Genomic DNA, 21,214 nt, shown 5'->3' with positions numbered 1-21,214 from the left:
ATTATATCGGTATAGAAAAGCTGATATCTTGATGGGTATCAGCTTTTCCATTATGCCGTAAATAATTATTGTGGAATGAATTGTTTACATAATAGATTATTATCGCTGGTTTTAGTATAATATACCGGATGAAAGGGGGAGAAGCATGTCGAAAAAGAAAATGTCAGGGAGTTATATGGAAAATTTAAAGCGACGGAGCGAAGATGCTAAAGCTGTAAGAAAAATTGCTGCAGTTATTATTATCTCACTTGCTCTGATTTTAATTATTGGCAGTATATCAGGGTATTTATATATCACTTCTGCATTGGAGCCGGTAGACCCTGACAGCAACGAAGACACTAATGTTGAGATTCCGCTGGGATCTTCCACATCTGATATTGCATCAATCCTTGAAGAAAATGGTATTATTAAAGACGGTACGATTTTCCAGTTTTATACAAAATTCAAGAATGTGACTGAATTTCAAGCGGGTGATTATACTTTTTCTCCCTCTATGAACGTCGACGAACTATTGGAAGCTCTTCAGAATGGAAAAGTCATGGAAGAACCCGTTCATAACATTACAATCCCAGAAGGTTGGACGATTGACCAAATTGCCGAAACATATGGGAAGAACCTTGAGTTCAGCAAAGAAGACTTTCTGAATAAGGTAAATGACCCTGATTATATTGAAACATTAATCAGTTCTTACCCGAATATTTTAACAAACGATATTCTGGATCCGGAAATCAGGACACCGCTGGAAGGGTATTTATTTGCAGCAACCTATCAGTTCTACAGTCAAAATCCTTCAGTTGAAACAGTGGTAAATCGCATGCTCGAAAAAACGGAAAATGTGGTGACACCCTATTTGGATGAAATCGCAGGTCAAGATTTAACGGTCCATGAAGCATTAACAATGGCGTCGATTGTAGAAAACGAATCAAGCTCTGACGACCAACGGAAGAAGATCGCGGGCCTATTTTATAATCGGCTTGAAGAGGGTATGGCGCTTCAAACAGATCCTACTGTGCTTTATGCTCTTGGAGACCATAAAGAGCAAGTAACGTATGATGATTTGGAAGTTGAGTCGCCATATAATACGTATCATGTTAATTCGCTCCCGGTTGGCCCGATTTCCAATTTTGCTGAAACTTCGCTGGAAGCGACCGTTGCGCCGGAAGAATCAGACTACTTATACTTTTTGCATGACGGTGAGGGTAATATCCATTTTTCTGAGACAAACAAAGAGCACAATAAATTGAGGGAGAAGTATATTAAATAACATTTATTATTGTCTGATTAAAATAAGCGTATTGAAGAGGACGATCTTATGGATGAAACATTATCGAATTATTTAAAAAGTGTATTGCCTGAAGATGAAACATGGGTAACTCAACTCGAGCAAGCAGCAGAACTTGAGAATGTCCCAATTATGGACCCATTGAGCATGAATTTTGTTAAGCAAATCATCCGGCTGCAAAGACCTAATAAGATTCTGGAAATAGGAACTGCAATTGGCTATTCTGCGTTAAGAATGCTCGAAGCATATCCCCAAGCACATATCGTAACGATTGAAAAAGATGAAAAGCGATATTACCAGGCAAAAGCAAATATCAGCCGAATGGGCAAACAGGAGCATATTACGGCTTTGCTTGGTGATGCGATTGAACATCTGGACAAAATGCAATCAAGATCATTTGATCTCATCTTAATCGATGCAGCTAAAGGACAATATCGGCAATTTTTTGAACGTTCCGTGCCACTGTTGAAATCCAATGGAACCGTTTTGTCCGATAATGTTTTATTTAAAGGGTATGTTGCAGATGAAAGTAAACCGAATCCGAGATATCAAAAAATAGCAAAGAAAATCCGAAATTATAATGATTGGCTAATAACTCATCCAACTTTCCAAACAACAATTGTGCCGGTCGGAGACGGTATTGCAATGAGTATAAAAGATGAAGGAAGGGAGTTTTCATCGAATGGCTGAAAAACCGGTTGTAATCGGTGTCGCCGGCGGGAGCGGGAGTGGTAAAACTTCAGTTACACGCTCTATCTGCGAACGATTTCAGGACAAAACGATACTTGTTATTGAACAAGATTACTACTATAAAGACCAGAGCCATTTACCGTTTGAAGAAAGACTTAACACAAATTATGACCATCCACTGGCATTTGATAATGATTTATTAATCAGTCATATTCATGACTTGCTCAATCATAAGACAATTGAAAAGCCCGTTTATGATTATAAAATGCATACCAGGTCAAATGAGGTAATCAGTGTAGAACCAAAAGAAGTAATTATTCTCGAAGGAATTTTAATACTTGAAGATCCCCGGCTGGTGGACTTAATGGACATTAAGGTTTACGTTGACACTGATGCAGACGTACGGATTATTCGAAGACTCTCCAGGGATATCAAGGAACGGGGAAGAACGCTGGATTCAGTCATTGACCAATATGAAAATAATGTAAGACCGATGCATCTGCAATTTGTTGAACCTACAAAGCGTTATGCCGATATTATCATACCTGAAGGCGGTCAAAACCATGTAGCTATTGATATAATGGCGACAAAAATCGAAAAAATTCTGTCGAGGAACCAATCAAAAATAAAATGAAAATGTATTGAAAATTTAAATCGAATCTGCCATAGTAGTTTTTAGTATTAAGTTATTTGAATCTGTCTAACTGCAGGATTGAAGATAAAAGGAGTGTATTGTGAATGGCTACAGAAAAAAGTTTTTATATGACTGAAGAGGGGAAAGCGAAACTGGAAGAAGAACTTGAATATCTTAAGACCGACAAGAGGGCTGAGGTCGTGGAACGAATCAAAGTTGCCCGCGGATTTGGCGATCTTTCTGAGAACTCCGAGTATGATGCTGCAAAAGATGAACAAGCTTTTGTGGAATCACGCATAGCTCAAGTGGAAAAAATGATACGCAATGCGGTTATTATTGAAAACGATAATGAAAATCCTGATATTGTATCATTGGGCAGCACAGTAACATTTAAAGAACTTCCTGAAGGCGATGAAGAAACATACACCATTGTAGGAAGTGCAGAAGCTGACCCATTTGAAGGGAAAATCTCTAACGATTCACCAATGGCAAAAAGTCTGATTGGTCAGGAAAAAGGGACAGAAGTTGCTGTGACAACACCTGGCGGGGATATTATGGTCAGAATTGAAAACGTTGAATAGGATTTAATGTCATCATGATTAAGGAAGCTATATCACCATTTATAGCTTCCTTTTATATGCTGGCGATCGCCTTCTTAGATCGTTAAATATGTAGCATTCACTATATAATATGATACGATTAATCGTGAAAGAAATTAATAAATGTACGTGGCTATTGGTAATGAGTTGACTCTCTTGATGCCCAAAAATAACCGACGCAGATTGGCAGTTAGGTTGGAGGGGATTGTATGCCGGCTTCACGCCTTAATAAATACGAAAAAAGAAGAAAAAACACAAAACTGATATCTATTTTGAGTGCAACAGGCAGCGTCTTAGCAATTGTGTTATTAGGTTTGATTATATTCGGAGGCAGCGATGAAGCTTCCGAAACAAAGGACCCCTTGCCTGAAAACGAATCCGTTACCAAGACAGAAGAAAATGAAAACACTGCTGTTAATAAAAGCGACACAACTGAAAATAGCCTGGCGAAAGAAACCAATATTGAAAATGATTCAGAGATGAATGGGGATGTTAACCTGGAACAAACCGAACCATCCGATGATAATGTTTCTGAAGCATATACAGGTAATTGGCAGGCTGTTGGAACCGAACAGACTGAGCCGCATACCGTTAATTACAGTGAAGGATCACAAGACAGACAAGAAATGCGCAAAGCAGTTGCAGCTGCTACAGGATTGGATGAAGAACGTTTCATAATGTGGTGGATTAAGCGAAATGGTGATCAGCGGGTTATTAATACAGTATCAAGCAGCGATGAATCTGAGTTATATCGCGTGTACAATACCTGGGTACCCGATGAAGGGTGGCAGCCGACTAAAGTCGAGAAATTAAAAGAAAATGATCAAAAATGGCGGTTCGAGTAAATAATAACAATAATCGGAGGAGTAAGCGATGACATTAGGCATTATCGGTGCAATGGATGAAGAAATTACATTTTTAAAAGAGAAGATGACAGATCGGCAGGAACATAAAATCGCGAATTGTTTGTTTATAAAAGGCAAATTGCAGGGACGCGAAGCAGTGTTAACAAAGTCCGGAATTGGCAAGGTAAATGCAGCAATGGCAACTACGATCCTGCATGAAGTTTTTCGCCCGTCGCAAGTTATCAATACAGGTTCGGCAGGCGGTTTTGCAGAAGATTTAAATGTGGGTGATATCGTTATCTCTACAAACGTTGTACATCATGACGTGGATGTGACAGCTTTTGGCTACGCTTATGGCCAAGTACCTGAGCTGCCTGCTATGTTCGCTGCCAGTACTGATTTAGTTGCTAAAGCCGGCCAGGCAGCCGGCGAGTCAGAAATAATTTTTCGTGAAGGGACGATTGCCACGGGTGATGCCTTTATGGAGGACCCGGAAGCCGTGACGAGTACGAGGGAGCGCTTTCCTGCCATGCTGGCGGCTGAAATGGAAGCTGCTGCTGTTGCCCAGGTATGCTTTCATTACGAGACGCCTTTTGTTATTATTCGCGCGTTATCGGATATAGCCGGAAAGGATTCTTCAGTCTCGTTTGATGAGTTTTTGGAGACAGCGGCAAAAAATGCGGCCAATTTAATTATGGCGTTTGTACGAACTTTATAATTGGCTTAAAATTCGGCGTAAAGTTTTTATATAGTGCGGAGGGTATCAAAGCTCAACTAAGCTTTACCCCCCTCTGTACTCTCTTCGGTAATATTCATGGAAAACTTTCATAAGTGCTCTTTTTTCAATTCTTGATACATAACTCCGTGATATATTAAGCATGTTGGCAATCTCCCGCTGAGTCATTTCTTTATAGTTGTTTAAGCCGTAGCGATACAGCACAACTTCTTTTTCCCTGCTGTCGAGAATCGATAGGTAATCATTCATTTTCTCAATTTCCATATTTAATTGGATGTATTCGATGATATTCTGGTTTTCAGCCTCCAGAATGTCAATCAGACTGATTTCATTGCCTTCTTTGTCCTGACCGATGGGATCGTGAAGCGACACATCTTTTTTAACCTTTTTTAAAGCCCGCAAATGCATTAAAATTTCATTCTCTATACACCTGGCCGCATAAGTAGCCAGTTTTGTCCCTTTATCCGCGGAGTAGCTTTCGATGCCTTTAATTAGACCAATCGTTCCTATAGAAATAAGATCTTCCATGTCCTCGCCGGTATTCTCAAATTTTTTGACGATGTGTGCTACAAGACGTAAATTGTGTTCAATCAATTTGTTCCGGGCTTCTTCAACACCTTCCTGCATTTGCTTAATGTATTTAGCTTCGTCTTCTGAAGATAATGGCTGGGGAAAAGCATGGTTTTTGACATAAGAGACAAAGAACAGTGCTTCTTTTATTAATAGACCCAGAAAGCTTAAAACGCCTGACAAGCACATGCACCTCCTTCAGATAACGGTTGGGTTTTCGCCCATATAGTTATCTGTATGAAGGTAAGTGTGTTTTTGTGTCTGTCCGAAAATAAAAACGCACCATTATTTTTACTGATAAAAGGGACAGGGAAAAATTAATAAAGGCTAAAGATTGTAGGTTCTTGCACAACATTCATAAACAGTGAACTAACTCTAATTTTGAGTTGGTGTGTTCCACCGCTTCGGAAATACAATTGAGTGCTTAAAGCCGCTCCGGCAATATACTTCGCTTTCCATGGGCACGGCCTCGGGCCAACACGATGTTGGTCACAAAGGCGTTGCCACAGGACGTGGCGGTCTTAGCCTTTGAACCTTTCTTGCGGGGTCTTCGGACACGTGCTATTCCCATAGGAGTCTTCGTATATTGCCTGAGCTTGGGAGACTTACTGTTTGTGGTGCTATGTGATCTAGTCTACCATAGCGTAGGAAATACACGCCGACTCCTGCGGGAGCAAAGGCATAGGTGAGACTCCGCTGGACGATAGCCCGAGGAGGCTCACCAGCCGCCCGCGGAAAGCGGCGTGTATTTCCGGAGCGGTGGCATAGCACTCCTGAAATCAGAAGGAAGAATTTTCATTACGTCGCACTTTACATCAACTGCGGGGTAAAGTACCACAAAGTTTACGACAACAGCCCATAATAAAAAAGCGACCCGTTTGAGTCACTTTTGTTGTTGTTTTTCTTTTTGTATGGCTTTTTCATATTCATCGGACCGTTGCTTCGTAACAGGTTTGATGCCAACACGGTGTGCAGCCCTTGATATCATATGGGCGCCCAGCGGTGCGGTCAGGAGTGTAAACACTATTGCCAGCAACAATTTACCACTAATGATGCCATGCTCAACAAATAAGAAGAGAAATGCGCCGATTAGCAACCCTGCAATACCCAGAGTGGAAGCTTTTGTCGTTGCATGCAGCCTCGTATAAACATCAGGAAAGCGAATAAGACCAATCGAGCTTGATATCAGGAAAAAGGTACCTGATAAAAGAAAAATCGCAATGATTATATTGAATATGATGTCAATCCAAGTTTCGATCAATTATAACACCCTTTTCCAGATATTTCGCTATTCCGATCGTTCCGATGAATAAAAGAATGCCAATTAATAATATAACATCATTTAGTCTCGTAGTCGGAATCAGGACGGCCATCAGAGCTGCTACACCCATCATGTTCATCCCTGATGCATCCAGCGCCACAGCGCGGTCTGCGTTTGTAGGCCCAGTTACAATACGAAATACAAGCAAAATAAGAGAAATGCCAATTCCAGCGATACTGATATGAGTGGCGACGGTAACGAGGGCTTCCGTTAAATTTAACAATTCATTCATCGTGTCACCTCCATAATCGCATTCTCAAATGTGCTTTTAATGTAATTTATTGTTTCGTCAATGTCGTCGATATTCATTGCATGTATATATAAGTGGGTGTTGTCCTGTGACACGGCAACCGACAAGGTACCAGGTGTCAGTGAAATAAGATTGGCTAAAAGTGTAATCTCCCAGTTGCTTTTTAAATCCGTCGGCAGAGCAAATATCCCTGGTTCAAATTCTGGTTTGCGTTGGTAGACGAGTTTGACAATATCAATGTTTGATGTGATTAACTCCTTTATGAACAAGTAAACTAAGGCTAAAATTTTATAGAAACGTCTTAAATAAAATGTATCAGGGATAAAGCGGTTTAAAAGAAGCAGCAGAAAAATACCGATCAGATACCCTGTAATAAAGCTCGGAAGGGTATAACTCTCACTGAGAAACATCCACATAATAGCGATGATAAGGTTCATTACAATTTGAAACGGCATACAACACTACTCCTTCATAACAGCATTTATATAGTTTTCCGGTTCAAGCAAGTAGGCAGAAATTAATTCAATAGAAGGGTAAATAAATTCTGCACCGACCCCCATAAATATTGATATTGCCAGCAGAACAGCGACGGGTGCCATTCTTCCTTTAACCGGTTTGTATTCAAATGATTCGTTTTTCTCACCCCAGAAACCTTGAATAAAGATTTTCATAATTGAGTAGAGAATCAGCAGACTGCTCATCAGTGCGATGATAACAATGACGATCTCCTCACTTGACAATGCACCGGTGAGTAATAATAATTTACCGATAAAACCACTGAACGGCGGAATCCCGGCAAGGACAAAACCTGAAACAAACAGCATCCAGCCGAGTACGGGGTAATAATGAATAAGTCCTTTGAATTTACGTAAATCAGAGGTGCCGGCAGCATACACAATCGTACCTACAAGAAGGAACAGAATCGTTTTAATGACCATGTCATGAATTAAATAATAAATGGAACCGCTGAGAGCATCCTGATTAAATACACCAAGTCCCATCAACATAAAGCCTATCGATGGAATGATATTATAAGCAATAATCAACTTAATATTATTGGTCGACAAAGCACCAATTACCCCAAAAATCATTGACAATCCAGCAATCCAAATAAACATTTCGTGAGTCAGACTGACTTTATGTACAAAGATCAAGGAAAATACCCGGATAATGGCGTAAATGCCAACTTTTGTCAGCAGGGCGCCAAATAATGCTGAAACAACCGGATTTGGAACAGCATAAGATTTAGGCATCCAGTAATATAAAGGAAACAGCGCTGCTTTTGTTGCAAACACGAAAAACAGAAGTATACCGATTGTTGTCAGTATCCCTTGCTGTTCAACCTCCTGAACGCGCTGGGCAATTTGAGCCATGTTGACTGTTCCAAGCGTTCCGTAAATAAAGGCAATTGCTGTAACAAACAGCATAGACGAAAAAAGGTTGATAAATACGTATTTCACTGATTCCCGAAGCTGTACTTTATCGCCGCCAAGTACAATTAAAGCATAAGAGGCCATTAACAGCACTTCAAAGAAAACAAACATATTAAAGAGATCACCGGTTAAGAAAGCGCCGGAGACACCAGAAATCAGGAAGAAAAAGAAAGAATAGAAGTAAAAGCGCTCTTTTTTATCCGGTAATGTGTAAGGTGCATAAAAAGCACATGCTGCCGCTACGATATTTGTTGTTAATACAAGGAGAATCGATAATTCATCAGCGACAATGATAATGCCATAAGGTGCTTGCCAGTCACCTGTTTCCAAAATAATCGGTCCTTGAGTGAAAACGAGCCATGCTGTAAAGGCTGCGACGCCAAGATTGCCAATGATAAAAACTTTGGTCAGTAGCCGGACAAGTGTTAATTTTTTTGGAAAAAAGGCGAGAATAATCCCCGCCATTAATGGAATGATGATTGGTAAAACTGCTAGATTACTCATTTTCGTTACCCCTTAATTGCTCCATATTATCAGTGTTGTTTTCATTTGCTGTACGATAGGCAAGAACCAGGAGAAGACTTGTAATACCAAAACTAATGACAATCGATGTCAGGATTAGCGCCTGTGGTAATGGGTCTGCATATTCTTCGACACCATCAGTCAGAATTGGCGGGCTGCCTCTTTTTAATTCACCCATAGTCAGGATAAATAAGTGTGCACCATGCGAAAGAAGTAATGACCCGATGACAAGTCTGAGCAGCTGCTTTTGCAGCAAATTATAGATAGCCGTAGCAAATAAGATCCCAGCCAGAATTGATATGATGTATTCCAATTATCTTCCTCCCTTATCTGACCTGTATTTAATGAGAGTGTATATAGCAAGCGCAGCAATACCCAGAACCGCAATTTCAAATAGTGTATCAAGCCCGCGCATGTCTACGAGAATGACGTTTACAACGTTATCGCCGCCGCCCAGTGAATACGAGGTTTCCAGAAAGTAATCTGATATTGTACCAAACCAGTCACTGCTATGTGCTGAAATGCCAATCAATGTTACCATCGCGCCAAATCCGATGGACACAAGACCATTCGTTGTTTTTGATGTTAACGACTCCTGACGTTTTTTCAGGTTTGGCAAATGGTAGAAACAAAGCAGGAACAGGGCTACTGAAATTGTTTCCACGACTAGTTGTGTCAACCCGAGGTCAGGTGCCCGATAAATAATAAACAGCAGTGCGACACCATACCCGGTTATACCTGTAATTAAGATGGCTGCCACATTGTTATTGATAAATATTGTTGCGACCGCCGCGGCAACGATAACAAGAACAACTGCCATTTCAATGATGGTTACTGATGCTAAGTTCTGGAAATTCATTGTGAACCCGCCGGTAGCAATCATGAATCCTGTCGTTGCAATTAATATGGCGCTTAAAATGATAATCATGTAATGCCGGAGAGAGCCAGTCATATATGCGTTAGTGATCTTTCCGGAATAGATATCGATTTTCGCCATCAACCAATCATAGACTTTATTGGCACTCAGCCTTCCTGGGAGGATTTGATAGACACCGTGCCACTTTTTCCTGGTCACTGTCAGAACAGCACCGATGCCCAGGACGGCAAGCGACATTTGAAAGGCAGTTGAGTCCCATCCATGCCAGAAATAAATCTCTTTGGCGACCGCTTCCCCATTTACTGCTTCGGCAGCATGCGCAATGAAAGTACCATTGATGGCACCTGGAAATAAGCCGATTAAGATAACACCAAGCACCAGGATTCCCGGTGCTACCAGCATACCTGCTGGAGCTTCGTGCGGTTTTTTCGGTAATTCATCAAGTTTTTTCGGACCCCAGAATGTACCAAAAACAAAATACATTGAGTAAACAAATGTAAAAATACTGCCAAGCACTGCCAGGTAAGGAATAACCTCAATCAGAAAGCTTGCAAGGGCACTCGTTCCTTCACCCAAATCAATGGCGGATCCAAAAAACAACTCTTTACTGTAGAAGCCATTAAGAAACGGCAATGGGATACCGGCCATGGAAAACGTGCCAAACAGTGCCAGGGTAGCACTTATCGGCATTAATGTTGCCAGCCCTCCTAATTTCCGTATATCACGTGTGCCGGACTCATGATCAACTGCACCGGCAACCATAAACAAGCTTCCTTTGAATGTAGCGTGGTTCAAAATATGAAACACCGCAGCGAAAATAGCCGCTTCTGTTCCAAATCCAAGCATCGCCATAATCATGCCCAGCTGACTTATTGTGGAAAAGGCCAGTATCGCCTTCAAGTCGGTCTGGTGGACCGCCATATAAGAACCCCAGCATAGTGTCAAAATTCCTGCGATACTCACAATGATAAAGAACCATTCAAAACCGGAAAACACTGGCGAGAAACGTGCTATTAAATAGATTCCGGCTTTAACCATTGTGGCTGAGTGGAGATAAGCACTCACAGGGGTCGGCGCTTCCATTGCATCGGGCAGCCAAATATGGAAAGGGAATTGTGCGGATTTTGTAAACGCACCAATTAATATAAAACCAAGAGCAAGCGGCATATACGGGTTGTCCATAATAATGTCAGCATTTGCCACCATAGCCCGAATGCTTGCTGTACCGGTAATGACAGTTAATAGTATAAAACCGCCGAACATGCTCAAACCACCAAAAATGGTGATCATCATTGATTTCAAGGCACCGTAGCGTGATTTTTCTTTAAAATGCCAATAACCAATTAATAAAAACGATGAAATGGAAGTTAGCTCCCAAAATGTATAGAGTACAAAAACGTTATCGGAAAGTACAATGCCGAGCATAGCCGACATAAACATAAGCAGATAGACATAAAAATGACCAAGTCGTTCGTTCCGTTCAAGATAATAAATGGAATATAGGACAACCAGTGAGCCGATACCACTTATTAGAAGGGCAAATAAAAGACTAAGACCATCGAGGTGAAAATCAAAATTGATACCGAGCGAAGGAATCCAATTGTAAGTATGGCGTACTGGCTCGAATCCTGTTCCGATAAATTGAATAAAGTAAATAAATATTGTAAAGGGGACAAAAAATACGAAGATACCTGTATGTATTCTATGTTTGTAAAGACTGACAAATGGAATCAGACAAGCGATTAGCAGCGGGATTAGTACGGTAAATATCATCTGTTTGCAATCCTCCTGTTTGGTTAGCAGATAGTATCCCATAATATTCGGGAAACGACTCATTAAGTGTATCGTTCAAATCAAGTATGTATGAATTATAATATTACCAACGATAGCTTACCATAAATTAAATGCTCTATAAAATAAAAAACCCCTTTCTCAGCAGACTGAAAAAGGAGAGGCTTCGCTACGTTTAATTGTTAATTTTACTCGTGTCCGTCAGGTTTCTTCTTTTAATTTCTTTTTCAATTAAATTTATGAAGTCGGGGTTCAAGTTTAATTTATTTGCTTTCCGGTAGGATTCCAGCAGCAATTCGTCGGATAAACGTTCCATGAATACACCCCTCCTAATTGTTAAAGAAGCATCGATTTGTTTGTGTTGGTGGATAATAATCTATCACGAATCAGTAAAGAGAACAAGATGTCATTAATCAACAGAGGGTTGTAGATAACTTGTGCATAAAATTAATATTAGGGCGAAAAGTGTTGATATTTCCCTGTTGATTATGTGCATAAAGTTATCCACACATCGAAAAATGATAGAAAATGTCGAACGTTTCTTGGCATAATCTCAGCTGGCTCGCTAACTTTTAGGTGGAAATTCTTTTCTATAATGGAAAGATACTATAAAATTAGGTTATAATGATAACTTGTCTGATGTAGCAAACCTTAATGATAATTTAAGCGTAAGAGGTGGAACAGTTGCTGAACTATTTCCTGCCAAACGAACATGTCAAAAGCATTTTTGATATACGGCCTGAATCACTTAGAAAAAAACACATTAAAGGTATTATCACCGATCTTGATAATACCCTGGTAGCCTGGGACGTTGCTGATGCCACCCCGGAAGTTATTGAGTGGTTTCGGGAAATGAAAGAATATGATATAAAAGTGACCATTATTTCAAACAATAAACGCGAACGTGTGAAACTTTTTTCCGAACCGATCGATACACCCTTTGTTTTTAGTGCAAGAAAGCCTTTGCGATATGCTTTTAAACGAGCTGCAGAGGAAATGAAACTTAATAAGGATGAGATCGTCGTTATCGGTGACCAGGTTTTAACAGATGTATTAGGAGGCAACCTGGCCGGTTTTCATACCATATTGGTCGTGCCTATCGTTCAGACGGATGAAAAAATAACCCAATTTAACCGAAAGATTGAACGGCGAATTTTAAATTATATGCATAAGAAAGGTAAGATAACGTGGGAGGAATGAAAATGGAAGCGATGGTATGTCAAGGCTGCGGTGCCACTATACAAACCTCTGAACCCGACAAGCCCGGCTATACACCCGAATCGGCAATTGAAAAAGAACCTTTATTGTGTCAGCGTTGCTTTCGGTTGAAACATTATAATGATATACAGGATGTTTCGATGACGGATGACGACTTTTTGTCAATGGTGAGTCAAATTCGCAATAAGAAAGGGATGGTTGTTCACCTGGTCGATATATTTGATGTTGATGGGACGATCATTAAGAGTCTCCCGCGAATTGTCGGTGATAAGCCGGTGATTTTGGCGGCTAATAAAATGGATTTACTGCCAAAGTCGACGAACCGAAACAAATTGACTAAATGGCTTCGGACTGCTGCGAAAGAGGCAGGCGTGTCGGTGGAAGCAGTTTACCTGATTTCATCAGTGAAAGGGCATGGCATGTCCCAATTGACTGAAGCAATTGAAGATTACCGAAAGGGAGAAGATGTTTATATCGTTGGGACTACAAATGTGGGTAAATCAACGTTCATCAATAAACTGATCCAAAGAACAACAGGTACATCAAATGCTATTACAACGTCTTACTTTCCAGGTACGACGCTTGGCTTTATTGAAATCCCGTTAGATGATAACAACGCATTAATCGACACACCGGGGATCGTTAACCGTCAGCAAATGGCTCATTACGTTTCTGATAGTGATTTGAAAGTAATTACGCCAAAAAAAGAGGTTAAGCCAAGGGTTTATCAGCTTAATAACGAGCAGAGCCTTTACTTTGGAGGGCTAGCACGCCTTGATTTTGTTAAAGGAGAAAGGCAGTCATTTGTTTGTTATTTTTCAAATGAGTTAACGATCCATCGGACAAAGCTGGATAAAGCTGATAAGCTCTTTGAGGAGCACAGAGGCGGTCTGTTGTCGCCCCCCGGACCGGAATCAATGGAAAAGACACCTCAACTCATAGCTCATGCGTTTCGTCTTGAAGCGGAAAAAACTGATATTGTATTTCCGGGGCTCGGCTGGGTTACAGTGCCTGGTGGCGATATTACTGTGACGGCACATAGTCCCAAAGGTGTCCAAGTCTCATTAAGAAAATCATTTACCTAGGGGGAGAGGAATTACATGCATTATAAATTAGGATTGGTTGGTTATCCTGTTACAAACTCCCTGTCACCATGGATTCATGAGCAATTCTTGAAAAAAGCTGGTTTGACAGGCAGTTATTCGCTGCTTGAGATTGAGCCGAATGAATCATTCGAAAATGAATTGGATCGTATTAAAAAGAATCATTTCGATGGATTTAATGTAACTGTTCCGTATAAAAAGCAAATTATACCTTTTTTGGATGATTTGGATGACGCTGCCCGCATGATTGGCGCTGTAAATACGGTTGTCCAGCAGAATGGAAAATGGATTGGCTACAATACTGACAGTACCGGATTTGTGACCAGCCTGAGACGTGAACATCCTTCTATATTTCAAGATAAACAGTGTCACATATTAATAATTGGAGCCGGCGGTGCTGCACGAGGTATCTTTTATGGATTGGCAGAAGCTGGTTTCAGTCAGATTGATATTGCCAACCGGACGCAATCGGCTGCAGAGAATATCGTCTCAACGGGAAAACAAAAAACGGAGACATCGATTCTGTCATTGAAAGAGGCTGAAGCTAAACTCAATGCATATGACCTGATCATTCAGACGACAAATGTTGGAATGAAGCCAAATATTAATGAAGCCATTATCTCCCTGGATCGTATTCATAATGCGAGTATTGTCAGTGATATCGTGTATCAGCCGATTGAGACTAAATTTTTACTGGAGGCTTCACAAAAAGGGGCAGCCGTGCATTACGGCCATACGATGTTGTTGTATCAGGCGCAATATGCATTTGAAATTTGGACGTCAAAAAAAGTGCCGGCTGATGCGTTAAAACAGCCATTACAATCAATATTGGAAGGAAGATAATTATGCTGACAGGTAAACAAAAACGGTATTTGCGTTCCGAGGCTCATCATTTGAAACCAATTTTCCAAGTGGGCAAAACCGGGGTTAATGCGAATATGGTACAGCAAATCAACGAGGCGCTGGAAAAAAGAGAGTTACTGAAAGTGAATGTTTTGCAGAATTGTATGGAAGATAAGGAGACTGTTGCCCAACAGCTTTCTGAAGGAACAGGCGCGGAAATTGTTCAGGTTATAGGCAACATGATTGTGCTTTATAAAGAATCGCAGGAAAATCAACAAATTAAGCTGCCGTAAAAAAGGAGGCTGGCATGAAACATGTAGGCATATTGGGGGGCACGTTTGACCCGCCGCATATTGGCCATTTAATCATAGCTGAAGAAGTCAGGACTGCAATGTCCCTTGATGCGATATGGTTTATGCCATCACATGAACCCCCCCATAAACGAAATGCGAATGCGGATGCTTCAGATCGTATCGCAATGACTGAAAAGGCTGTTGCCGGGAACCCTCATTTCAGTGTACTAAGAATTGAAGTGAATCGTTTAGGGAAATCATATACATTTGATACAATGAAGCTGTTAAAAGAAGAGCATCCTGACACGGACTTTTATTTTATAATTGGTGCAGATATGGTGGAATATCTGCCGCATTGGAAACACGTGAATGCACTGATGGACATGATAACCTTTATAGGAGTTAAACGGGAAGGGCATGTTCTTAAAAGCAAATACCCTGTAGTGGAAGTGGATGTTCCAGTAATCGAAATATCTTCAACCGAAATTAGAAAAAGGGTTATGGAAAATAAGTCAATTAAGTATATGGTGCTTGAGGACGTTGAATCTTACTTGAAGGGGAAACATCTATATGAACGAAGATAAAGCAATCGATATTGTAAAGCCTCACTTAAAGCAGGAGCGGTTTGATCATACACTCAGAGTAACGGAAACCGCTGCTGAACTTGCAGCGAAGTATGATGCAGATATTGAAAAGGTCCGACTTGCAGCGATTTTACACGATTATGCCAAATACTTTCCGCTTGATAAAATGAAGAATATTATAAAAAACAGCGAACTCCCAAACAACTTGCTGCATTTTCACCATGAATTATGGCATGGACCTGCTGCTTCCGTTATTGTATATGAGAAACATGGCGTAAGCGATACTGATATACGAAATGCTATTCAGTACCATACAACGGGCAGGGCAGGCATGACGACATTTGAGACCATCTTATTTGTTGCAGATTATATCGAGCCGGGAAGGTCTTTCCCCGGTGTCCAAGAGGTGAGAGATACAGCCCAAACTGATTTAGATCGTGCTGCATGGATGGCACTCAGAAATACGATTCATTTTCTTGTTGGCAAACATGCAACCGTCTACCCCGATACGTTTAATGCATATAATAATTTAACAGTACAATTAAATGGGAGGTAATCACATTCATGAACAGTAAAGAACTCGTACAACTAATTGCACGGGCTTGTGATGACAAAAGAGCAGAAGACATCGTGGCACTGGATATGCAGGATGTTTCGTTAATGGCGGACTATTTTCTTGTTTGTCATGGCAGCAATGAGCGGCAAGTGCAAGCTATCGCAAGAGGTATAAAGGATACAATGAATGAGAGCGATGTGCAGATTAAGCGCATGGAAGGTTTTGAACAGGCACGTTGGATATTAGTTGACCTGGACGATATTGTCTGCCATATATTCCATAAAGACGAACGACACTATTATAATCTGGAACGTTTATGGGGCGATGCATCAAGAGTCGACCTTTATGTGAACGAGAACGGGTGATTAAGATGGCATACAACCAGCTCGCCCATTATTATGATTTTTTAATGCGTGATGCCCCCTATGATAAATGGCATGACTTTACCAATGAGATGATCAGGGAGGCTGGACAATCTGTCGAATCAATAGTTGATTTAGGCTGTGGGACCGGGGAGATCACTACAAGACTTGCCAAGTCCGGCTATCAAATGACCGGCGTGGACTTTTCCAGTGATATGCTTAGTGTTGCTGAGCAGCGTGGAGCCAAGGAAAACCTTCAAATTCAGTGGCTTCAGCAGGACTTGTTGTCATTATCAGGCGTTGAAAATCAGGATATGGCGATAAGCTACTGTGATGTTGTGAACTATATAACTGAAGAAGATAAACTGCGTAAATTGTTTAAAAATGCGGCAGATTCACTGAAGTCAGGTGGATTATTTATTTTTGATGTTCATTCACTGAATCATGTCAGGCATAATCTGGTGAACGAAACGTTTGCTGAAGTTTATGAGGATATTTCGTACATATGGTTTTGTTTCGAAGGGGAACAGGATGGAGAGATGTATCATGATTTAACATTTTTCGCATCAGATGGGGACAAGTATTCCCGCTTTGATGAAACTCACCACCAGCGTACCTTCTCCGTTGAATTATATAGGCGTTTATTACAAGAAAATGGGTTAGCGGTTCAGCATTTAGCAGCGGATTTTTCTCTCAACAAAAAAATTGATGAAGATGCAGAGAGACTATTTATAACTGCGGTAAAACGGTCGGAATAATTGTTTCCGATCTTTTATTTTTTAGAAGGAATTTGCCGACCGATGTCGAATATATAACTAATGCAGCGTTATGTTCAACGCCAGCTTTTCTATACCTGTTCTTTTAACACTTCACCATGCTGCCTCTGCCGCGTACAAGCGCTTTGCCTCCGTCAAAAATTGATTTCCTCGAAGGATGTGACCCTAATTTGCTTGAACCTTTCAAAAAGTATCTATTCCCTCTTATTATAATTGTACTCTTGGCTGTTTTTTTATTTTTCAACCCGGATGATAACGAAAATGTCGTTTCTCAAACGAAAGAAATCAGTGAACCGCAGGAAAAGGTCGTTGAAGAACAGGTTGAACCAGAAATAGTAATGGTGGATGTGAAAGGTGAAGTGACATCGCCAGGTGTTTACGAAATTGCTTCCGACTCCCGTGTGAATGATGTGATTCAGATGGCCGGTGGCTTTACAAACGAAGCGGATAAAACAATGGTTAACCTCGCACAAAAAGTACAGGATGAAATGGTTATTCTTATCCCTGAAACAGGCAGTGAAGCGTCCGGATCCATCACGCAAAGCAACGGAGACGGCAAAGTACGTATTAATTATGCGGAGCAATCAGAAATCGAAACGTTAAATGGAATAGGTCCTTCTAAAGCGGAAGCCATCATTCAATATCGAGAGGAAAATGGTCTGTTTAAGTCTGAAGAGGACCTTCTGAATGTTCCCGGTGTTGGTGAGAAAACGCTGGAATCACTTCAAGAAGACATACAAGTTCCCTGATATAATTGACGGCTTTTGTCCCCTGATTGTAAACTTAAATAAGAGATGTTAAAGGTGGTTAAATTATGGAACGAATTTCATGGAACCAATACTTTATGGCACAAAGTCATTTGCTCGCACTTCGAAGCACGTGTACCAGACTGATGGTCGGTGCTACGATCGTCCGGGATAAGCGCATCATCGCCGGCGGTTATAATGGGAGTGTTTCCGGCGGTATCCATTGTATCGATGAAGGTTGTTATGTGATTGACGGGCATTGTGTTCGTACGATTCATGCTGAAGCCAACGCACTTTTGCAATGTGCTAAATTTGGCGTTCCGACTGAAGGCGCTGAAATTTATGTGACGCACTTTCCTTGCCTGCAATGCTGCAAACAAATCATACAAGCGGGCATCAGAACACTTTACTATGCGGAAGACTATCGGAACCATCCTTATGCTGTTGAATTATTCAGCGAGGCAGGTATCGAAACGAAAAAAGTAGAACTAACCGATTTGGCTGTAGATTATCATTATAAAGAAAAAGAAGCCTACATAAGAAGACTTTTAAATGAATTGGAAGCACAAACCGGAAATACTGAAAAATACGGTGCCTTAAAAGCCGAGGCTGAATCACTGTTTAACCTATAGGGTGCTGGTATGAGAGGCTATTGGCATTTTCCGGCATTTGGTGTTACTGCGAGTTTTCTGGCAGTCATATTTACATCTAAATGGTTTGTTATTATTTTCGCGTTCTGGTTACTGTATTTGTATATGAAACAAAGGTTAGGGACAGTGGTTGCCATTGTAACCTTAACCTTCTCCATCCTTGCTTACAATTATATCCCCGAGTTGGAAAAAACCTCAGATGAAAAAACGATTGCTTTATCAGAATCAGCCGGCCAAATTACGAGTCCGATTACCGAAACGCCATCGCGAATTGCTTTTGAATTTACATTGGAAACGTCTGACGAAGCATATCTAATTGTTCACTTCAAAGAAGATCACACTATTGAACATCATCTAAAATATGGAGCAGAATGTGTAATTGCCGGCAGGCCAGAGCTGCCTGATCCGGCGAGAAATCCAGGCCAGTTTGATTATCAGAATTACTTGCTCACACAAGGTATAACATATCAAATTGTCATTGACTCGCTGGAAGAAATTAATTGTACCGGTTCGTCACCGATGACTAATGTTTATAAGCTGCGGCATGACCTGCTTGCATATGTACAAGCAAACATAAGCCCTGAAACGTCTGCATGGTTAAATGCGCTCGTGCTTGGTGATGATGGACAAATCGACGTGGGCATTACTGAATTGTTTCAGCGATGGAATCTGACACATTTAATGGCAATCTCCGGTTTGCATGTAGGTCTTGTCGTTGGGTTTTTATACTTTCTGCTTGTTAAATTGAACCTTATGACGAAAGAAAAAGCCCAATGGGTCGTTATTTTCTTTCTGCCCTTATATGCCCTGCTTGCAGGTGGTGAACCATCAGTCATGCGGGCAAGCATGATGGTTCTGTTATTTATAATCGCGGGAAAGATGAATTGGAAGTTCAGCGTTACGGATGTTATCAGCATTGTATTTCTGCTTTTGATTTTTATGAATCCTTATATTATATATCACGTCGGGTTCCAATTATCCTTTTGTGTAACATTGGGTTTGCTTTTGTCCAAAAATTGGCTTGCAGCAACAAGCGTTTCCTTCTTTACCGTTCTTAACATCAGTTTTGTTTCCCAAATGATGATTTTGCCCCTTCAGGTTGAATACTTTTATACGTTTCAACCACTCTCGATCTTAGTAAATCTTATCATTGTTCCGTACTTCTCATTATTTGTCATACCATGTATGTTTTTACTTCTGCTCCTGACCCCTGTATCGAGTCTGGTGACTTCGTTTATCGACAAGTATTTTCTTTTCGTCCATGATGTTGTGCTATCGTGTCTTCAGTTCATTGACCAGATGTTTTACTTTCCCTGGGTAATTGGTTCATTTCCTTTGGCGGGTGCTGCTGCTTATTATGGGCTTTTTTTGGTAATGATGAAAAAGCTCGAAATTCATGAAGTTGGTCAGGCATTTAAGTATGGCTGCTTTCTGACAGCATTAATTATGCTGGCAGTCTTAAGACCATATCTTTCGCCGGAGGGGAATGTGACGGTTCTTGACATAGGACAGGGCGATGCGATTGTTATTGAATTGCCTTATCGGAAAGGTGTGATGTTAGTTGACGCTGGAGCTGAAATAAATTTTGAAGAAGACAACCCATCCGAGGACGTCTACACAGATATTATCAAACCTTACTTATATTCTCGCGGTATATCTCGAGTTGATGCTGTTTTTATTTCTCACGACGACACTGATCATATGGGAAGCTTAATGTATATGTCTGAGGACATACCGATTAGCAATGTATTTGTAAGCCATTATTACACATTTGCTCAACCAGCGGCTCAACGTCTGGCAGATAACGGCACGGCTGTGGTCCGTACTGAACCTGGAGAGACAATTCAAATTGGCGAACAGTTAATCCATGTGCTTTCACCCGCAAAGGATTACCGGGACAGCAATGAAAATTCGCTTGTTCTGTATGCGGAGATTGGTGGTAAAGATTGGCTCTTTACCGGGGATATAGGAACGGAAACTGAGAAAACGGTGTTAAATGATTTTCCGGGTTTGACTGCTGATGTGCTGAAAGTTGCCCATCATGGCAGCAATACCTCAACAGACCCGAAATTTTTGGATCAGATTAGGCCTGAATATGGTCTTATTTCCGCCGGTCAAAACAATCCGTACGGTCATCCGCACAGTGGCGTCATTGAATCACTCGAGCAAACGGGTACAGTTATTTTAAGAACTGATGAAAGCGGTGCTGTGCAATATACGTTTAAGGGCGGTGAAGGAACATTTACGACTTATTTGCCATAGGCTGTATAGAAAACGAAAAGAGACTGTGCAAAGCAGTCTCTTTTTAGGTATAAGCCGATGATTAGTAATCAGGAGCCAACAACGTTGACGATTGCACCAATAGCAAAAATTACTACAAAGAAAACAAAAGAAAAGCCAAATCCTTTAATGGAATCAACTACATCATTATTTTTTGACTGGACATCATTTTCAAAATCGTTCACTTTTACCCCTCCTATACAGTCCAAGTATAAAATAAATACATAAAAAAATCCACTTTTGACTGCAAAAG

At 40.8% G+C, this 21,214-nt stretch carries 26 protein-coding genes; 17 read left to right on the top strand and 9 right to left on the bottom strand.

From position 1 onward, the window contains the following. The first annotated feature begins 145 nt into the window (after nucleotides 1–145). The 6 genes from mltG to mtnN all read left to right on the top strand — a co-directional run bounded on the left by mltG (nucleotide 146) and on the right by mtnN (nucleotide 4,768). Nucleotides 146–1,264: an endolytic transglycosylase MltG gene (mltG, locus tag BMZ22_RS03345; protein ID WP_090081354.1), complete on the top strand. Its 1,119-nt coding sequence runs from the start codon at nucleotides 146–148 to the stop codon at nucleotides 1,262–1,264. A gap of 48 nt (nucleotides 1,265–1,312) precedes the next feature. After that, complete coding sequence (locus BMZ22_RS03340; protein ID WP_090081351.1) at nucleotides 1,313–1,972, top strand: O-methyltransferase; 660 nt, start codon at nucleotides 1,313–1,315, stop codon at nucleotides 1,970–1,972. Further along, the gene (udk, locus tag BMZ22_RS03335; RefSeq protein ID WP_090081346.1) at nucleotides 1,965–2,606 is read left to right on the top strand and encodes a uridine kinase; all 642 of its coding nucleotides are present in this window, start codon (nucleotides 1,965–1,967) and stop codon (nucleotides 2,604–2,606) included. Before BMZ22_RS03340 ends, udk begins: the two co-directional genes overlap by 8 nt. A gap of 104 nt (nucleotides 2,607–2,710) precedes the next feature. Beyond that, nucleotides 2,711–3,187 (top strand): transcription elongation factor GreA, encoded by a 477-nt coding sequence (gene greA / locus BMZ22_RS03330; RefSeq protein ID WP_090081342.1) that lies wholly within the window; start codon nucleotides 2,711–2,713, stop codon nucleotides 3,185–3,187. A 227-nt stretch (nucleotides 3,188–3,414) separates the two neighbouring features. Further along, on the top strand, nucleotides 3,415–4,050 hold the full coding sequence (locus BMZ22_RS03325) for a YrrS family protein (protein ID WP_090081338.1): 636 nt from the start codon (nucleotides 3,415–3,417) through the stop codon (nucleotides 4,048–4,050). 28 nt (nucleotides 4,051–4,078) lie between these two features. After that, the gene (mtnN, locus tag BMZ22_RS03320) at nucleotides 4,079–4,768 is read left to right on the top strand and encodes a 5'-methylthioadenosine/S-adenosylhomocysteine nucleosidase (RefSeq protein WP_090081334.1); all 690 of its coding nucleotides are present in this window, start codon (nucleotides 4,079–4,081) and stop codon (nucleotides 4,766–4,768) included. Between the two features lie 63 nt (nucleotides 4,769–4,831). On the opposite strand, the gene sigK is transcribed toward mtnN, so the two are convergent. The 8 genes from sigK to sda form a co-directional block, all read right to left on the bottom strand. Further along, a complete protein-coding gene (gene sigK / locus BMZ22_RS03315; RefSeq protein ID WP_090081330.1) occupies nucleotides 4,832–5,539 on the bottom strand; it encodes an RNA polymerase sporulation sigma factor SigK in 708 nt (235 codons plus the stop codon). Nucleotides 5,540–6,239: 700 nt separating this feature from the next. Then, nucleotides 6,240–6,617 carry a monovalent cation/H(+) antiporter subunit G gene (gene mnhG, locus BMZ22_RS03310; RefSeq protein ID WP_090081326.1) on the bottom strand — a complete coding sequence of 126 codons (378 nt, stop codon included), beginning with the start codon at nucleotides 6,615–6,617 and terminating at the stop codon, nucleotides 6,240–6,242. Continuing rightward, a complete protein-coding gene (locus tag BMZ22_RS03305) occupies nucleotides 6,598–6,909 on the bottom strand; it encodes a monovalent cation/H+ antiporter complex subunit F (RefSeq protein WP_090081322.1) in 312 nt (103 codons plus the stop codon). Before BMZ22_RS03305 ends, mnhG begins: the two co-directional genes overlap by 20 nt. After that, nucleotides 6,906–7,382: a Na+/H+ antiporter subunit E gene (locus BMZ22_RS03300; RefSeq protein ID WP_090081318.1), complete on the bottom strand. Its 477-nt coding sequence runs from the start codon at nucleotides 7,380–7,382 to the stop codon at nucleotides 6,906–6,908. Before BMZ22_RS03300 ends, BMZ22_RS03305 begins: the two co-directional genes overlap by 4 nt. A 6-nt stretch (nucleotides 7,383–7,388) precedes the next feature. Beyond that, nucleotides 7,389–8,864 (bottom strand): Na+/H+ antiporter subunit D, encoded by a 1,476-nt coding sequence (locus BMZ22_RS03295; protein ID WP_090081314.1) that lies wholly within the window; start codon nucleotides 8,862–8,864, stop codon nucleotides 7,389–7,391. Next, nucleotides 8,857–9,195, bottom strand: a complete 339-nt coding sequence (locus BMZ22_RS03290; protein ID WP_090081311.1) for a Na(+)/H(+) antiporter subunit C — start codon at nucleotides 9,193–9,195, stop codon at nucleotides 8,857–8,859. Before BMZ22_RS03290 ends, BMZ22_RS03295 begins: the two co-directional genes overlap by 8 nt. Then, nucleotides 9,196–11,532 carry a Na+/H+ antiporter subunit A gene (locus tag BMZ22_RS03285; RefSeq protein ID WP_090081308.1) on the bottom strand — a complete coding sequence of 779 codons (2,337 nt, stop codon included), beginning with the start codon at nucleotides 11,530–11,532 and terminating at the stop codon, nucleotides 9,196–9,198. It lies immediately after the preceding gene. Between the two features lie 193 nt (nucleotides 11,533–11,725). Further along, nucleotides 11,726–11,866 carry a sporulation histidine kinase inhibitor Sda gene (gene sda, locus BMZ22_RS03280; protein WP_090081305.1) on the bottom strand — a complete coding sequence of 47 codons (141 nt, stop codon included), beginning with the start codon at nucleotides 11,864–11,866 and terminating at the stop codon, nucleotides 11,726–11,728. Between the two features lie 368 nt (nucleotides 11,867–12,234). Here sda and BMZ22_RS03275 point away from each other — a divergent pair, with 368 nt between their 5' ends. From BMZ22_RS03275 to BMZ22_RS03225, 11 genes are all read left to right on the top strand, one after another. Then, a complete protein-coding gene (locus BMZ22_RS03275; protein WP_090081303.1) occupies nucleotides 12,235–12,750 on the top strand; it encodes a YqeG family HAD IIIA-type phosphatase in 516 nt (171 codons plus the stop codon). A 2-nt stretch (nucleotides 12,751–12,752) separates the two neighbouring features. After that, on the top strand, nucleotides 12,753–13,853 hold the full coding sequence (gene yqeH, locus BMZ22_RS03270; RefSeq protein ID WP_090081299.1) for a ribosome biogenesis GTPase YqeH: 1,101 nt from the start codon (nucleotides 12,753–12,755) through the stop codon (nucleotides 13,851–13,853). A 15-nt stretch (nucleotides 13,854–13,868) separates the two neighbouring features. Further along, nucleotides 13,869–14,714 (top strand): shikimate dehydrogenase, encoded by an 846-nt coding sequence (aroE, locus tag BMZ22_RS03265; RefSeq protein WP_090081296.1) that lies wholly within the window; start codon nucleotides 13,869–13,871, stop codon nucleotides 14,712–14,714. A gap of 2 nt (nucleotides 14,715–14,716) precedes the next feature. Next, nucleotides 14,717–15,007, top strand: a complete 291-nt coding sequence (yhbY, locus tag BMZ22_RS03260; protein ID WP_090081292.1) for a ribosome assembly RNA-binding protein YhbY — start codon at nucleotides 14,717–14,719, stop codon at nucleotides 15,005–15,007. A gap of 14 nt (nucleotides 15,008–15,021) precedes the next feature. Then, nucleotides 15,022–15,591, top strand: coding sequence for a nicotinate-nucleotide adenylyltransferase (locus tag BMZ22_RS03255; protein ID WP_090081288.1), 570 nt, complete (start codon nucleotides 15,022–15,024; stop codon nucleotides 15,589–15,591). Next, nucleotides 15,578–16,147 (top strand): bis(5'-nucleosyl)-tetraphosphatase (symmetrical) YqeK, encoded by a 570-nt coding sequence (yqeK, locus tag BMZ22_RS03250; RefSeq protein WP_090081282.1) that lies wholly within the window; start codon nucleotides 15,578–15,580, stop codon nucleotides 16,145–16,147. Before BMZ22_RS03255 ends, yqeK begins: the two co-directional genes overlap by 14 nt. Before the next feature lie 8 nt (nucleotides 16,148–16,155). Further along, nucleotides 16,156–16,512 carry a ribosome silencing factor gene (rsfS, locus tag BMZ22_RS03245; RefSeq protein ID WP_090081277.1) on the top strand — a complete coding sequence of 119 codons (357 nt, stop codon included), beginning with the start codon at nucleotides 16,156–16,158 and terminating at the stop codon, nucleotides 16,510–16,512. 5 nt (nucleotides 16,513–16,517) lie between these two features. After that, a complete protein-coding gene (locus BMZ22_RS03240; RefSeq protein ID WP_090081272.1) occupies nucleotides 16,518–17,267 on the top strand; it encodes a class I SAM-dependent DNA methyltransferase in 750 nt (249 codons plus the stop codon). Nucleotides 17,268–17,506: 239 nt separating this feature from the next. Then, nucleotides 17,507–18,034: a helix-hairpin-helix domain-containing protein gene (locus BMZ22_RS03235; RefSeq protein ID WP_245745182.1), complete on the top strand. Its 528-nt coding sequence runs from the start codon at nucleotides 17,507–17,509 to the stop codon at nucleotides 18,032–18,034. Nucleotides 18,035–18,099: 65 nt separating this feature from the next. Next, the gene (locus BMZ22_RS03230) at nucleotides 18,100–18,663 is read left to right on the top strand and encodes a ComE operon protein 2 (RefSeq protein ID WP_090081264.1); all 564 of its coding nucleotides are present in this window, start codon (nucleotides 18,100–18,102) and stop codon (nucleotides 18,661–18,663) included. A gap of 9 nt (nucleotides 18,664–18,672) precedes the next feature. Next, a complete protein-coding gene (locus tag BMZ22_RS03225) occupies nucleotides 18,673–20,943 on the top strand; it encodes a DNA internalization-related competence protein ComEC/Rec2 (protein WP_090081261.1) in 2,271 nt (756 codons plus the stop codon). Between the two features lie 68 nt (nucleotides 20,944–21,011). Here the strand turns inward: BMZ22_RS03225 and BMZ22_RS03220 are convergent, their stop codons facing one another. Then, a complete protein-coding gene (locus BMZ22_RS03220) occupies nucleotides 21,012–21,146 on the bottom strand; it encodes a YqzM family protein (RefSeq protein WP_090081258.1) in 135 nt (44 codons plus the stop codon). Nucleotides 21,147–21,214: the final 68 nt, after the last annotated feature.

The organism is Lentibacillus persicus (genome assembly GCF_900112705.1).
GTDB lineage: Bacteria > Bacillota > Bacilli > Bacillales > Amphibacillaceae > Lentibacillus > Lentibacillus persicus.
The sequence above is the reverse complement of the archived record's forward strand: the minus strand, read 5'-3'. Positions and strand labels throughout refer to the sequence as shown.

What these genes read in the sequence shown, in the direction of transcription:
- mltG (WP_090081354.1), top strand. Translation starts at nt 146, where the DNA reads ATGTCGAAAAAGAAAATGTCAGGGAGTTATATGGAAAATTTAAAGCGA.
- BMZ22_RS03340 (WP_090081351.1), top strand. Translation starts at nt 1,313, where the DNA reads ATGGATGAAACATTATCGAATTATTTAAAAAGTGTATTGCCTGAAGAT.
- udk (WP_090081346.1), top strand. Translation starts at nt 1,965, where the DNA reads ATGGCTGAAAAACCGGTTGTAATCGGTGTCGCCGGCGGGAGCGGGAGT.
- greA (WP_090081342.1), top strand. Translation starts at nt 2,711, where the DNA reads ATGGCTACAGAAAAAAGTTTTTATATGACTGAAGAGGGGAAAGCGAAA.
- BMZ22_RS03325 (WP_090081338.1), top strand. Translation starts at nt 3,415, where the DNA reads ATGCCGGCTTCACGCCTTAATAAATACGAAAAAAGAAGAAAAAACACA.
- mtnN (WP_090081334.1), top strand. Translation starts at nt 4,079, where the DNA reads ATGACATTAGGCATTATCGGTGCAATGGATGAAGAAATTACATTTTTA.
- BMZ22_RS03305 (WP_090081322.1), bottom strand. Translation starts at nt 6,909, where the DNA reads ATGAATGAATTGTTAAATTTAACGGAAGCCCTCGTTACCGTCGCCACT.
- BMZ22_RS03300 (WP_090081318.1), bottom strand. Translation starts at nt 7,382, where the DNA reads ATGCCGTTTCAAATTGTAATGAACCTTATCATCGCTATTATGTGGATG.
- BMZ22_RS03295 (WP_090081314.1), bottom strand. Translation starts at nt 8,864, where the DNA reads ATGAGTAATCTAGCAGTTTTACCAATCATCATTCCATTAATGGCGGGG.
- BMZ22_RS03285 (WP_090081308.1), bottom strand. Translation starts at nt 11,532, where the DNA reads ATGATATTTACCGTACTAATCCCGCTGCTAATCGCTTGTCTGATTCCA.
- sda (WP_090081305.1), bottom strand. Translation starts at nt 11,866, where the DNA reads ATGGAACGTTTATCCGACGAATTGCTGCTGGAATCCTACCGGAAAGCA.
- yqeH (WP_090081299.1), top strand. Translation starts at nt 12,753, where the DNA reads ATGGAAGCGATGGTATGTCAAGGCTGCGGTGCCACTATACAAACCTCT.
- aroE (WP_090081296.1), top strand. Translation starts at nt 13,869, where the DNA reads ATGCATTATAAATTAGGATTGGTTGGTTATCCTGTTACAAACTCCCTG.
- yhbY (WP_090081292.1), top strand. Translation starts at nt 14,717, where the DNA reads ATGCTGACAGGTAAACAAAAACGGTATTTGCGTTCCGAGGCTCATCAT.
- BMZ22_RS03255 (WP_090081288.1), top strand. Translation starts at nt 15,022, where the DNA reads ATGAAACATGTAGGCATATTGGGGGGCACGTTTGACCCGCCGCATATT.
- yqeK (WP_090081282.1), top strand. Translation starts at nt 15,578, where the DNA reads ATGAACGAAGATAAAGCAATCGATATTGTAAAGCCTCACTTAAAGCAG.
- rsfS (WP_090081277.1), top strand. Translation starts at nt 16,156, where the DNA reads ATGAACAGTAAAGAACTCGTACAACTAATTGCACGGGCTTGTGATGAC.
- BMZ22_RS03240 (WP_090081272.1), top strand. Translation starts at nt 16,518, where the DNA reads ATGGCATACAACCAGCTCGCCCATTATTATGATTTTTTAATGCGTGAT.
- BMZ22_RS03230 (WP_090081264.1), top strand. Translation starts at nt 18,100, where the DNA reads ATGGAACGAATTTCATGGAACCAATACTTTATGGCACAAAGTCATTTG.
- BMZ22_RS03225 (WP_090081261.1), top strand. Translation starts at nt 18,673, where the DNA reads ATGAGAGGCTATTGGCATTTTCCGGCATTTGGTGTTACTGCGAGTTTT.